Raw genomic sequence first — 12,887 nt, forward strand, 5'->3', positions numbered from 1 at the left:
GACCGCCCGGCAGCATGGCCAGCGAGAAGTAGGGGACGCTGGACTCGTCGACGTCGGCGGCGGGCAGAACCCGCTGGCCTGGGGTGCTGGCCCGCTCCACGTAGAACGTGTCGTCGAGTTGACCGGATGCCGAAAGTGCTTCGCGCACATTGTGATAGGAGCGCCCCAGCTTCAGGATCACCGCGGCGTCGGCGTCGGCCAGCCGCCGGGTCAACTCGCCCACCGGCAGGGTGCCGGGTAGCACCGACAGCACCTCGTCGCCGGCTACCAGCGGGTTCTGCCCGCCGCCGACGTCGACGAGTCCAGCGTCCCCTACTTCTCGCTGGCCATGCTGCCGGGCGGTCGGCGCCAGCACCGGGGCGCGGGCTCGGTCGCCGTGGTGGGTCTGGGGCCGGGCGGCACCGAGTGGATGACGCCGCAGAGCCGACGCGAGCTGGCCGGTGCTACGGACCTGATCGGCTACGGCGGATACCTGGATCGGGTGCCCGTCCGCGACGGCCAGCGCCGCCACCCCAGCGACAACACCGACGAACCCGCCCGGGCCCGGCTGGCCTGCTCGCTGGCCGAGCAGGGGCGCGCTGTTGCCGTGGTGTCCTCGGGCGACCCGGGGGTATTCGCGATGGCAACCGCGGTCCTGGAAGAAGCCAAACAGTGGCCGGCCGTGCAGGTTCGGGTGATTCCCGCGATGACGGCGGCGCAAGCGGTGGCCAGCCGGGTCGGCGCACCGCTGGGCCACGACTACGCGGTGATCTCGCTCTCGGATCGGCTCAAGCCGTGGGACATCATCGCCGCCCGACTCGAGGCCGCGGCCGCCGCCGATCTGGTCCTCGCCATCTACAACCCGGCGTCGAAGTCCCGGACGTGGCAGGTGGGCGCCATGCGCGACGTGTTGCTGCGCCACCGCGACCCCGGCACGCCGGTGGTTGTCGGGCGCAACGTGTCCGGGCCCGACGAGGACGTCTGGGTGGTGCCACTGGCCGAGCTGAACCCCGCCGACGTCGACATGCGCTGCCTGCTGATCATCGGCTCGTCGCAAACTCAATGGCAGTCAACCGATTTCGGCGACCGGGTGTTCACTCCCCGCCGCTACCCCGGCTGAACCCCCAGGGCGGCCGCCACAATCCGCGCGGCGTCGGCGACGAACGCCTCGTTGGGTTGGGCGTCATAGCCGCCGCCGACGAAATCGGAGTAGATGGCGATCACGTGCGGCGCTCCGCTGGGCGACCACACCACCGCGACGTCGTTGGTGCGGCCGTAGTCACCCGAACCGGTCTTGTCGGCCACCTTCCAGTCGGGCGGGAATGCCGCGCGGATCCGCTTGCCGCCAGTGGTGTTCCGGGCCATCCAGTCGCCCAGCAGTGCCCGTTTGTCGGGCGGCAGGGCGTCGCCGAGCAGAAGTTGTTGGAAGACAGGGGCGATCGCGTGCGGTGTCGTGGTGTCCCGCTGGTCGTCGGGCGCGTCGCGGTTGAGTTCCGGCTCTAGCTGGTCGAGCCGGCTCACGTTGTCCCCCAGGCTGCGCAGGTACGCGGTGAAGCCCGCGGGACCGCCGATCTCGGCGAGCAACAGGTTGGCGGCGGTGCCGTCGCTGTAGCGGACGGCGGCATCACACAACTGCCTGACGGTCATTCCGGTGTCGACGTGCTGTTCGGTCACCGGTGACACCGAGTTGATGTCGGACCTGGTGTAGCTGACCAGCTTGTCGAGGTGATCGAGTGGGTACCGGTGCAGGACCGCCGCGGCCAGTGGCGCCTTGAAGGTGGAGCAGAAGGCGAACCGCTCGTCGGCGCGGTAGGCGATCGCCGGCTCAGGGACGTAGACACCCAGCCGCCCCTCGTATCGCCGCTCCAATTGCTCGAACTGGTGAAACAGGTCCGGCGCGGCCGTGCTGGTCGTGTTCGGCGTGGCCGGTTGGTCGGCCTTGGGGGCGCGCGCACACGCGGACAAAGCGATCCCGGCGGCTATGGAGAGCGCCTGACGGCGGGTGAGCGGTGGTGTGCGCATTTCGCGCAACAGTGTGCCACGCGCCCTAGTTCCGGTCGCCGTCCCAACTGCTGGGCAACATGGGCAACCTGCCCTCGTCGGGCAAGGTGGCCAACCCTGTGGCGTGTGCCGACGCGGATCCGGTTGCGGCTCCGGCGAATCCCAGCGACCCGCCACCTGCCTGGGACGGTGCGGCGGCGTCCAAGTACTCATAACGGTTGCCCTGATCCTTCACCGTCGCGCCCCGGTGGCGACGGCGGCGGACCCGCTCGTCCGCCGGGGCGGTCGCCGGCGCCGGGGCCGCTGCGTCGTCGGGCGCCTGTTCGGGAGCCTGGCGGCGCGCGCGGTCGCTGGCGCTGCTTCGGGCGGACAACCCCGCCAGACCCACCGCGTACAGGGAATCGCTGACGCCGGCCGTCACCCCGGTCGGGTCGTTAAGGGTAGGACCGAAGCCGGCCGCACCACCCCCACCGGCCGGGCCTGCCCCGGTGGTCGTCACGGCACTGGGCGCGGCGGTGCTCGGTGCGGCATGGCCCACGCTCGTCGGCGCCACGGCGGCCGTCGGCGGCGCCGGGACACTGGCGACCGGGGCGGCCGCGGCGGCCAGCGGCGTGCCCACCGAAAGCGGAATGGCGACGCCGATCGTCCCGCCCACTCCGACGGCACCCACCCCGGATGCGACGACGAACACCGGGGCCAGTGCCACAGCCAGGCTGACCGCCTGCTGCCCGAACGGCCAGAAGATCATCAGCGTGTGGAACGTGGCCCACGCCAGCGCGGTGGCCAGCACCGGAGAGATGCCCGGAATCTGCCCCAGGGCGGCGCTGAGCCCGTTGGCGAAGGGAACCGCGGGGATCGGCCACCCGCCGGGGTTGAGGTCCTTGGAGACCGGCCAGGCGAAGTTCGAGGTGTACTGCTGAATGACGGCGGCCAGCTGGTCCTGCCAGGTGGTGGGCGCGGGGGCCGGCGAGGTGGTATCGCCGTGCTGGGCGACTATTTTCGGCGCGGGCGTGGTGGCCGGCTCGGCGGCGACCGCGGTCTCGGCGGCGGCCTGGTAAGTGGTCATGGTCTCGGCGGCCTGCAGCCACATGCGCGCGTAATCGGCTTCGTTGAGGGCGATCGGGATGGTGTTGATGCCGAAGAAGTTGGTCGCCACGAGCGCGGCGTGGACGGCATGGTTGGCGGCGAGTTCGGCCAGGGTGGGCATGGCGGCGAGGGCGACGGTGTAGGCGCTGGCGGCGGCTTGGTGCGTGGCGGCGGCTTCGGCGCTTTTGGCGGCGGCGTTCAGCAGCCACGCCAGGTAGGGGGCGTGCGCGGTCACATACGCTTCGGCGGTGGGTCCGTCCCAGGCGCCTTGCACCGCGCCGAGTAGCTCGGTGAGTTCGTCGGCCGCCTCGGTGTAGGTGGCGCTCAGCGACGACCACGCCTGCGCGGCCGCCAACAGCGATCCCGGCCCCGGTCCGCTGCTCAACAGCGCCGACGGCACCTCCGGCGGCAGCGCCAGCCACAGTGGAGCCGTCATTGTCGGCGACCTGCCCCCAGCACCATGACCTACCTCCCCCAGAGCCGCTCGGACTGTGCGCGGCTTCCGTCTCAGGTAGTCGGATCGATGTGCGCGCTAGTTCCCCACATTTGAATCGGATGTGTGGCCGCTGACCCAACGTGCGGCCTCTTCGACGGTGCCGACCGTGCGTACCCCGTCCGGTAGCGGCGGTCGCGCCACCATGACGACCGGGATCCGCAACGCGGCGGCCGCGTCCAGTTTCCCTCGGGTCATCTCACCGCCGCTGTTCTTGGTCACCAGCGCATCGATGCGGTGGTCGGCCATCAGTCGGCGTTCGTCCTCGTAGCGATAGGGTCCGCGGGAGAGCAGCAGCGTGTGGCGACGCGGCAGTCGGGCGTCGTCGGGCACGGTGACAGCGCGGATCAGGAACCACGCGTCGCTGTCGGCGAACGCCCCGACCGCCGATCGGCCGGTGGTCAGGAAGACCCGCGCGTAGCCCTGTCGCGCAACCTCATCGGCGGCGGCGCGGTCCGAGGCCACAACGGTGGCCGCACCGGGATCCCACGCGGGCCGGGCGAGCACGAGATGCGGTAGGCGCAGTTCGCGGCAAACCTGCGCGGCGTGGGCGGTCATGGTCGCCGCGAACGGGTGGGTGGCGTCGACGACCGCGTCGATGCGTTCGTCGCGCAGCCACCGGCGTAGCCCGTCGACGCCGCCGAAGCCGCCGATGCGCACCGGGCCCACCGGCAACGCCGGATCCGGCACGCGGCCGGCCAGCGAGCTGACGATATCGACCTGCGGATGCAGCGCTTGCGCCAAGGCGCGCCCCTCGGCGGTGCCGCCCAGAAGGAGAACCCGCATCAATGGTCCCTGCGCCTGGCCGCCGAATACAGATAGCTGTCGGTGAAGCCTTCGGCGGTCAGCACGTCTCCGACGACGATGACGGCCGTCTTCGTGATGCCGGCCTGCCGCATCTGGGCGGCGATGTCGGTCAGGGTGCCGCGCAGCACGGTCTGCTGCGGCCAGCTCGCGAAAGCGACCACGGCCACCGGCGTTTCGGGCCGGTACCCACCGGCCAATAGCTGGGGGACGATGGTGTCGATCTGCGCCGCGGCCAGATGCAGCACCAGCGTGGCACCGGTTGCGGCGAGGCTCGCCAGGTCTTCACCGGGCGGCATCGCCGTGGACAGTGTTGAAACCCGGGTCAGCGTCACGGTCTGGGCGACACCGGGGACGGTCAGTTCACGCTTGAGCGCCGCGGCAGCGGCGGCGAAAGCTGGTACGCCAGGCACGATTTCGTAGCTGATACCCAGCGCGTCGAGTCGCCGGCACTGCTCGGCCAGCGCACTGTACAGCGACGGGTCACCGGAGTGCAGCCGCGCCACGTCGTGGCCGGCGGCGTCGGCGGTGGCGAGCTCATCGATGATCTGGTTTAGCGTGAGCGGTCCGGTGTCGATGACATTGGCGTCGGATCGGCAGTGCGCCAAGAGGTCTCGCGGCATGATGGAGCCGGCGTACAGGCACACCTGGCATGTTTCGAGCAGACGCAGCCCGCGCACGGTGATCAGATCCGCCGCGCCGGGGCCGGCGCCGATGAAGTACACCGTCATCGCTTCACTACCGACCATTGGGTGACGGGATGCTGCGGTCGCCAGCCGCTGAAGCCGCCCAGCGGTTCGGCCTGGTAATGCTGGAACCGGCGCAAGTCACCGCCATAGCGGGAATGGCTCTGCGCCAGCACACTTTCCGATTCTACGGTGACCGCGTTGGCGACCAGCCGACCGCCGGCGGGCAGGTACTTGAGGCAGGCGTCCAGCAGATCGGGGTGGGTGAGCCCGCCGCCGATGAAGATTGCCGACGGTGCCGGGGCGCCGTCGAATCCGCCCGGTGCCGCCCCGCGTGTCTCGATCGTCACGCCGTGCGCGGTCGCGTTGGCGACGATGTTGGCGCGGCGGCGTTCGTCGCGTTCGAACGCTATGGCGGTGCAGCCCGGCCCGCTGCGGCACCATTCGACGGAGATGCTGCCCGAGCCCGCCCCGACATCCCAAAGCCGTTGTCCCGGGGCGGGAGCCAAGGCGGCCATCGTGACCGCCCGGATGGGGTGTTTGGTGATCTGACCGTCGTGAACGAAGGCGTCGTCGGGAAGTTGCGCGGCGCGTTCGTCGGGCAGGTACTGCACCGCAACCACATTGAGGTCGTCGACGTCCGCGGGGGCGTGATCGGCCCAGTCTCGCGCGGTGCCGTCTCGACGGCGCTCAGCGGGGCCACCGAGCTGTTCGAGCAGGGTCAGCTCCGAGTCGCCACGGCCGTGCTGCCGGAGCAGCCCGGCCAGAGCCGCTGGCGTTGTCCGGTTGCGGGACAGGATGATTGCGCGCCCCCCGCGCCGCATTGCCGTGTGCGGTGCGGCCGTGACGAGGCTGATCACCTCGGTATCGTGGACGTTCCAGCCCATCCGGGCGCAGGCCAGGGTGACCGAGGAGACGTGCGGCAGTACCCGCACATTGGCGGCGCCGAACAGCCGGATCAGCGTTCCGCCGACGCCGTGCAGCAGCGGGTCTCCGCTGGCGACGACGTGAACGTCGGCCGGCGCGTCGTCCAAAAGCTTCTCCAAGGCCGGCAGTATCGGCGAGGGCCACCCCCGACGCGGTGCGCTGACCGTGTCGTCAAGCAGATCGAGTTGCCGTTTTGACCCGTAAATCACTGCGGCAGAGCGTAGTTCGGATCGGGATTGATCCGACAGGCCGGACATGCCGTCGGCGCCGATGCCGACCACGATGATCATCTCGGCATCCTGCGCCAGATGAATTGCGGTAACAGCTTCAGGGTGAAGAACATCGGCCGCAGCGCCCACGGAATCCAAACGCTGCGTCGGCCTTTGGCCAGTGCTTTCGCCGTGGCGGCGGCGACCTGCTGGGGTGTGCTGGACAACGGCGCCGGTGTCATGCCCTCCGTCATGCGCCCGATGACGAATCCGGGGCGAGCGATCAGCAACCGCACCCCGGTGCCATGCAGCGCGTCGGCCAGTCCGCTGGCGAACCCGTCCAGGCCGGCCTTTGCTGAGCCGTAGACGTAGTTTGCGCGTCGGACCCGCACGCCGGCCACCGACGAGAACACGATGAGCGATCCCCGGTCGGCGGTGCGCATGGCAGACGCCAGGATGGTCAGCAAGCTGACCTGCGCGACGTAATCGGTGTGCACGATGGCGACGGCGTGCGCGGCGTCCACCTCGGCGCGGGCCTGGTCGCCAAGGATGCCGAAGGCCAGCACCGCGGTACCGATGGGGCCGTGCTCGGCGATGATCTCCTCGACGAGGCGAGCGTGGGAGGCGACGTCGTCGGCGTCGAACTCCTTGGTGTACACGGCTGCCGCGCCCGCCTCTCGAACCGCGGCCACTTGGTCGTCGAGTTCGTTTGCGCGGCGCGCCGCCAGCAACACCGTGGCTCCGGGAGCCAGGTGCCGCGCGAGCTCGACGCCGATCTCGCTGCGGCCGCCGAAAATTACTACCGGACCGCTGCCCGTGTCATCCACGGCTGTGATTATGGCCTGCGCTAGCGTGAAGGGCGATGGCCAAGACCACTACGCGGCTCACCGACGACGCGCTGGCGTTTCTCTCCGAACGCCATCTGGCGATGTTGACGACGCTGCGGGCCGACAATTCGCCGCACGTGGTGGCGGTGGGATTCACCTTCGACCCCAGGACCCACATCGCACGGGTGATCACCACCGGCGGTTCCCAGAAGGCGGTCAACGCCGAGCGCGGCGGCGTCGCAGTGCTCAGTCAGGTCGACGGCGCGCGCTGGCTGTCGCTGGAGGGCCGCGCCACGGTCAACAAGGAGATCGACGCCATCCGCGACGCCGAGCTGCGATACGCCCAGCGTTATCGCACCCCGCGGGCCAACCCGCGCCGGGTCGTCATCGAGGTCCAGGTGGAACGGGTGCTGGGCTCGTCGGATCTGCTGGATCGCGGCTAGTCACTCGCCGCTACGGCGAGATCATGTACTGCACCCAGGCGCCACCGCCCGGCCCGGACGCCGCCCACAGCCGCGAATTCTGAATGCCCGTCCGGGGCAGCCCGAAGGTCAAGCCCATGCCTGTGCAGGCGGCAGCGGCATTGGCGAACTGCACCGGCGCCGTGACCGACCATGTGCCCGTTCCGCTGACGCAGGCCGCGGGATGCGCGTCGGTGCAAGGCGCCGCCACCCACCGTCCGTCGGTGCCCTGCAGGGTGCACGAGCCCGCGCCGGCGCGCGGTTCGTCCGGGGCCCAGCTCCACAGCGTCCCCTGGATGCGGCCGTCTTCGGGGAGCAGCTGGTCGAGTCCGAACAGGTTCACACCGCAGAAGGTCATGGCCTGCACCTTGGTCGGCGTCAACGCGGCCGGATTGTTGGGCGGCCGGGTGGGGTTGACCAATGCCGAGATGAAAGTCGAGTCCTCGAAGTAGCGGACGATGTTGTTGGCATAGACAGCCGGGCCGTAGGTGGCGTCGCACTTGGGGAACTGCTGGTAGTCGAATGTCGACCCGCTCTGCACCTCCTCGCCCTCCCAGCTGAAAACGGCGGTCCCCAGACCCGGCGAACAGTCACTGACGAGCACCACCTGTGCGCCGGCGGTCCGAACATCGTTGCGAGAGATGTTGCGCGGGAATGCCGCACAGCCGCTGGGTCCGATATCGGCAGGTGCGGGATGGTAGATCAGGCTGGTCCCGTTGGGCCGCCGCAAAGCGGTCTCCATGGTGTTCAGCGCCGAGGCGTACGCCGTCGCGTCCTTGAGCTGGTCTTCGATCATGATCAGCACGACCTCGTTGGGATGGGTGTTCAACCAATCCGTAATGGTGGGAAGGACTTTGGAGAACAGGGGTTCGGTGGTGCAGCCCAGATTGGCCTGCTCGGGGGGACGTCCGTGGCACACCGTGACGCCCGGGCGCCCGAGTTGGCCCAGCTGTGGGATGTAGTGCAGGTCCAATTCGATGCTGCGCACGTCGATGTCGAGCTGCTGAGGCATTGAGAGCTGCTGATTGGAGTCGGCGTGCGACGGGGTGAATTGGTTCGCCAGACTGTTGAACGAATTGTGGGTACCAAGCCACTGAGCCTCGCTGAACGGCACCGAGTCGCCGAGCGCGTACTGGAACTGGGCGGTCCGGTGCACCCATGACTGCAGATACGCGGCGGTTGCCGCCTGAGTCACCTTGTGCGCCAACGGCACCAGGCACAGGTTGTCGGATACTCCGACACGGCGGCACTCCGCGGCGACCGCGTCGGCAAACTTTCCGGTGCCCGAACACGGAAATGCGAACGGACTGATGGCATTACACGGAGCCGTAGGTGAGGGCGGGGTAGGTACCTCGTTGACATCCGCGGTGACGGGCGCGCCCGACGTCAGGGCGAGCATGAAAGCAAACACGACGACGGCGCACTTGATCCACCGAGCGCTGGGCATGCGCTACCCTGGCACGGCTCGACGGACGGAGACGAGAAACGTTGTCGAACTGTAGGAGTGTTGAGATCACTTCGTGAACCACGGCGGGCAGGCGTTGGCCTCGCCGGGGGGTGAATTGCGGGCGAACCGGCCGAACATTAGCTTTCGCAGCGAAGGGAGGCCGGAGTGTTTGTTGACACCGAATTGTTACGAGCGGGTGGCCGCGAGGCCCGCCGTGCTGGCGCGCACACCGAGCAAGCGGCGCAGCATCTTTCGCGGGAGCCGTTGCCTGCGCGGATGTTCGGCGACTTCGGCGCGGGTGAGGCGTTCCGTCTGACGGTCGGGGCCGCGCACGCGTATCATCTGCGAACCCTGTTGGGCAACAGGGTAATCCTGTCCGGCGTCGGTGATCACGCCGAGCAGGCCGCCACGGCGTTTCGGGTCACCGAGGACGACAACGCCGGCCAGCTTCGAGCGGTCCGGTGCGACTCCGGCACATAAGCGTCGGGCGCCTGTTCGCCGAAGCCGGCGGTGACCCATGGGCCGTCAACGCGAGCCTGCAGCGGGGCCGTCCGGATGAGATCGCGTCGCTGGGTCAGGCGTTTCACGATGCCGGGCAACGAACCGCTGAGGCCGATGCCGCCTTCGAAGAGGCGCGTCGCCGCTTCAAGGCGTCCTGGAACCGCGGGAACGGCGATCATCCGATCAACGACGCCGCCGAGGTTCGCCGCGCCACCCAGTCCTTGGGTATCCAGGCGGCGCAACTCGCTGACACCGCAGCCAAATTGGAGCAGGTGGCGGCGCTGCTCGCCGAAGCGCAGCGGGCGGCCGGAGTCGTAGTCCGGGCTTTGGAACCTCGGCTGGAGGCCATTGACTACGAGATAGGCGAGGCGTTCGAGTTCGAGATCGCGTCGCTCCCTCTTTCCCCTGTGTGTGCGGCGATTCTCGCTCAGAGCGTCGCCAATCTCGAAGACCGGGCCGTCGAAGTAACGGCGGCTGCGGTCCACGAAGTCGTGCACATCCGCGAACTGTATTCCGGTCAGCTGCACCACCTGACAAAGCAGATGCGCGCCCAGGACGGATACGACGCGGCGCCGGTCGAGAACCTGGATGGATCTGAGGAAGAGTCGCCCGAGCGAGCCGAACAGGACGTTCACGCGGCGCTGGCCGGCGACCAGGCTGCGGCATCCCGGGTGAATGAGGTGCTGGAGTCGATCACCGCCGAGCAGCTCGCCGGCAAGACTCCGCTGACAGCCGAACAGGCTTCGGTACTCAGTCAGTTGCAGGCCCAGCAGCACGGCATGTCCGTAGATGCGCTGGGTGAAGCCGAACGGCGACTCGGTGACCAACGGCAGATGATCGCCAATTCGTGGCAGCTGATGAGTAACCCCGCCATCGTGTTTCCGCGCACCGAGCTCAAACCCGGTGCCCGGCAAGGGGATGAGACGATGAGGGGCGGCGCGGCGCAGCTGCCCAACAGTGTGCAGCAGGCGTTCGACGAACCCTTCGACGTCTATATCGATGCGGTGGGGGGACCGGTCCTGACCGGAGATCCGGTCAGGACCATCACCGACATCGTCATGCGCAGCAATCCCGCTTTCCAAACGAACACCGATCTGGATCGGCGGATGATTCAACGCGCGGGGGTCGTGATGAACCGCACCTTCAATCTGCCCCCGGAGTTGGACTCGTCAAATAGCCCGCTCAACACGGTCATCGGCCAGTTCGTCGGCGACATGCTGGGGGCGGTCGCACCAGACCACCCGGTCGTGCATGACATGCTTACCGGGCCTGACCGCGACGCGTTCCTCCAACACGTCCTTCAACACCGATGGGAGGACGGCGGAAAAGCTGTTGCCGCGCTGTTCGATTGGACCGCGCCGGCTGTCCATGGCCCGGAAGCCAGGATCGCCGGCGAAACCGCGAATGCCTACGGGTCCTTCATCGGGTCACACGAACCCGACTTACTGCATCTGCGCGGTGACGAGACGGTGGGCCAACGGAGTCCCGAACTGGTGCGCGCCATGGCGCGCGGCCTGGCGCCGTATATCGGCAACATCACTGGGACCCCGGGCGCTGTACCGGAATTCGGCTGCATCCCCGACACCTACGGTGAGAACAACGAGAGCGGCCGATTGCCGATTGCCAAGGGGATATTCTCGGTGCTCAGTACCGACCGGACGGCCTCGGACTACTTCAACGGGCTCGCTGACCGCCAGGCGGTGGTCGCCGAAAGCCGCTACATCCAAGCCGTCACCAGCCATGCACCCGACATCGCCGGTTACAACGCCGACTTGCACAATGCGATGACCCTGCGGGGACTGGTCAACTCGGGGATACACAACGCGGTTCAAGCCGAGGCCGAGAACCATCAGATAGCCGAAAACGCCGCACGGCGCGCGGAATATGACCAGAGCAAGACCGCTTACGAGTTGGGTGTGAAGACCACGTCCGCAGCGACGGGGCTGATACCAGAGGGAGGAGCCATAGCGGGGCCCCTGGTCGGCATCCTCGGCCAGGCGATCGAGCCCGGGGTGTTGGGGCCTGCGCCGACCGATACGCCGATCCCCGCCGATCATCCTTTGGACATCATGTCGATTGGCCGAGCGGACCGCGAAATACTCAACGCGGTCATAGCTTCCGGACACCGCGTCGAGGGTATTCCGCTGCCGTACCTGATCGATGGGCGCATCGGCAGCCCAGATGAGTTGCTGGGCCGAGGTATTCCGGTGACGTCCGGTGCCTACGACGCGACCTTGAGCCGGGCGCTGGCCGGATTGTTCACTGAGATCTACGGCGCCGACCCTGCCCGGTACGTAATGCCCGACAAAGACATGATCCTGCGCTACAACGCGGTTACCAATGACCCCAACCCGCTGAAGCGATGATGCCGCGGGCAGTGACTAACTCGATTCGCCGATAGGCGCTAGCATCACCGAATCCCGTCGGCGTGTGCGGGTCGGGTGGAAGGACGCGATGAGCGGGGACGACGAGTTACGCATCATCCTCGATCAGCTCTCACAGCTGCTCGGGATACCGCCGCCACCCGTCATCACCCCCGACCCGTTGGCGTCCGGGCACTCCAACATCAGCCAGCTGCTCCGGGCGCTGGGCGCGGCGGCCAATGCGGGGGATGCTGAAGACAACGGCGAAGCGCAGGCCGGACACGATGAGCGGGACGCAAAGGTCGCCGATGCGCTCGCCAAGTTCCCCGCCAATGAGGACGACGCAGCCGCGCAACTTGCCGGTGTGGGAGGGTCGGGACAGATGTCGCAGATGCTGCAGCAGATGCCGCAGATGGCCTCCGGGATCGCGGGCGGGATCGCCGGTGCGTTAGGTGGAATGCTGCAGCCGTTCAGTCAGATTCCGCAACAACTTGTGCAGGCCGGACAGCAGGCCATGCAGGCCGGAATGGGCATGGTGCAGCAGGGTGCGGGCGCTGGCGCCGGGGCGGCGGAGCAGGCGGAGCCGCTCGGAGCAGACGATGAGTTTGGGGCTGGTGGCGGTGGCTTCTCCGGCGGCGCTGGTGGCGGTGGCGGCAGTGATGGCGGCGGTGGCTTCGAAGGAACCACCCCGACGGCGATGCTGGGGCCGCCGCCGACTCCCTCGGCCGGGACCGTGCCGGCATCGTCGCAGACGACGTCGTTGCCCGCGGCGAGTGGACCCGAGCCTTCGTCCGCTCCACGCGGTGCGATGGGCGGCGCGATGCCGATGATGCCGCCGGGGGCCATGCACGGCGGCGGCGGTACCGGCAACGATGCGAAGCCCGACACCAAACGCATCGTCGGACCGACCGTGAAAAACGGCGCACCGGTGCAGGGACGTATCACCACGCCGCCGCCTCTGCCCGCAGTGACCAAGCATGTCGACGGCAAGCCGGTCGCGACGCGGCGGATCCTGTTATCCGACGACAAGCCAGATGCCGGCGGTTCGTCGGGTCGCTGACGGGCCGGCAGCAATGGTAAGTCCTCTGGTGAGGCGCTGATCA

11 protein-coding genes and 2 pseudogenes are annotated in these 12,887 nt (G+C 68.4%); 5 read left to right on the forward strand and 8 right to left on the reverse strand.

The features are described 5' to 3' along the window. Positions 1–274, reverse strand: a pseudogene (locus A9X01_RS03740) (SAM-dependent methyltransferase); the annotation flags it as partial. On the opposite strand from A9X01_RS03740, the pseudogene cobJ reads away from it, so the two are divergent. Beyond that, positions 269–1,099: pseudogene (cobJ, locus tag A9X01_RS03745) on the forward strand (precorrin-3B C(17)-methyltransferase); the annotation flags it as partial. The pseudogenes A9X01_RS03740 and cobJ overlap by 6 nt on opposite strands. Here the strand turns inward: cobJ and bla are convergent. The 6 genes from bla to dprE2 form a co-directional block, all read right to left on the reverse strand. After that, entirely contained in the window at positions 1,087–2,001 is a 915-nt protein-coding gene (bla, locus tag A9X01_RS03750) for a class A beta-lactamase (RefSeq protein WP_065119351.1), read from the reverse strand. The pseudogene cobJ and the gene bla sit on opposite strands and share 13 nt — an antisense overlap. A 25-nt stretch (positions 2,002–2,026) precedes the next feature. Beyond that, positions 2,027–3,502 (reverse strand): PPE family protein, encoded by a 1,476-nt coding sequence (locus tag A9X01_RS03755; RefSeq protein ID WP_065119352.1) that lies wholly within the window; start codon positions 3,500–3,502, stop codon positions 2,027–2,029. Between the two features lie 96 nt (positions 3,503–3,598). Beyond that, positions 3,599–4,348 carry a cobalt-precorrin-6A reductase gene (locus A9X01_RS03760; protein ID WP_155771913.1) on the reverse strand — a complete coding sequence of 250 codons (750 nt, stop codon included), beginning with the start codon at positions 4,346–4,348 and terminating at the stop codon, positions 3,599–3,601. Beyond that, the gene (gene cobM, locus A9X01_RS03765; protein ID WP_065119354.1) at positions 4,345–5,094 is read right to left on the reverse strand and encodes a precorrin-4 C(11)-methyltransferase; all 750 of its coding nucleotides are present in this window, start codon (positions 5,092–5,094) and stop codon (positions 4,345–4,347) included. Before cobM ends, A9X01_RS03760 begins: the two co-directional genes overlap by 4 nt. Continuing rightward, complete coding sequence (locus tag A9X01_RS03770) at positions 5,091–6,266, reverse strand: bifunctional cobalt-precorrin-7 (C(5))-methyltransferase/cobalt-precorrin-6B (C(15))-methyltransferase (RefSeq protein WP_065119355.1); 1,176 nt, start codon at positions 6,264–6,266, stop codon at positions 5,091–5,093. The genes cobM and A9X01_RS03770 overlap by 4 nt, the downstream gene beginning before the upstream one ends. After that, positions 6,263–7,012, reverse strand: a complete 750-nt coding sequence (gene dprE2 / locus A9X01_RS03775) for a decaprenylphospho-beta-D-erythro-pentofuranosid-2-ulose 2-reductase (RefSeq protein WP_065119356.1) — start codon at positions 7,010–7,012, stop codon at positions 6,263–6,265. Before dprE2 ends, A9X01_RS03770 begins: the two co-directional genes overlap by 4 nt. A 35-nt stretch (positions 7,013–7,047) precedes the next feature. On the opposite strand from dprE2, the gene A9X01_RS03780 reads away from it, so the two are divergent. After that, positions 7,048–7,455, forward strand: coding sequence for a F420-dependent biliverdin reductase (locus tag A9X01_RS03780; RefSeq protein WP_065034184.1), 408 nt, complete (start codon positions 7,048–7,050; stop codon positions 7,453–7,455). A gap of 10 nt (positions 7,456–7,465) precedes the next feature. On the opposite strand, the gene A9X01_RS03785 is transcribed toward A9X01_RS03780, so the two are convergent. Continuing rightward, positions 7,466–8,920: a phosphoinositide-specific phospholipase C-related protein gene (locus tag A9X01_RS03785; protein WP_065119357.1), complete on the reverse strand. Its 1,455-nt coding sequence runs from the start codon at positions 8,918–8,920 to the stop codon at positions 7,466–7,468. A 165-nt stretch (positions 8,921–9,085) separates the two neighbouring features. On the opposite strand from A9X01_RS03785, the gene A9X01_RS03790 reads away from it, so the two are divergent. The 3 genes from A9X01_RS03790 to A9X01_RS03800 all read left to right on the forward strand — a co-directional run bounded on the left by A9X01_RS03790 (position 9,086) and on the right by A9X01_RS03800 (position 12,844). Next, a complete protein-coding gene (locus A9X01_RS03790) occupies positions 9,086–9,400 on the forward strand; it encodes a DUF2563 family protein (RefSeq protein WP_065119358.1) in 315 nt (104 codons plus the stop codon). Continuing rightward, positions 9,382–11,787, forward strand: a complete 2,406-nt coding sequence (locus A9X01_RS03795; protein WP_065119359.1) for a putative alpha/beta hydrolase — start codon at positions 9,382–9,384, stop codon at positions 11,785–11,787. Before A9X01_RS03790 ends, A9X01_RS03795 begins: the two co-directional genes overlap by 19 nt. Before the next feature lie 88 nt (positions 11,788–11,875). After that, entirely contained in the window at positions 11,876–12,844 is a 969-nt protein-coding gene (locus A9X01_RS03800; RefSeq protein ID WP_065119378.1) for a hypothetical protein, read from the forward strand. Positions 12,845–12,887: the final 43 nt, after the last annotated feature.

Source organism: Mycobacterium asiaticum (genome assembly GCF_001668675.1).
GTDB classification, from domain to species: domain Bacteria; phylum Actinomycetota; class Actinomycetes; order Mycobacteriales; family Mycobacteriaceae; genus Mycobacterium; species Mycobacterium asiaticum_D.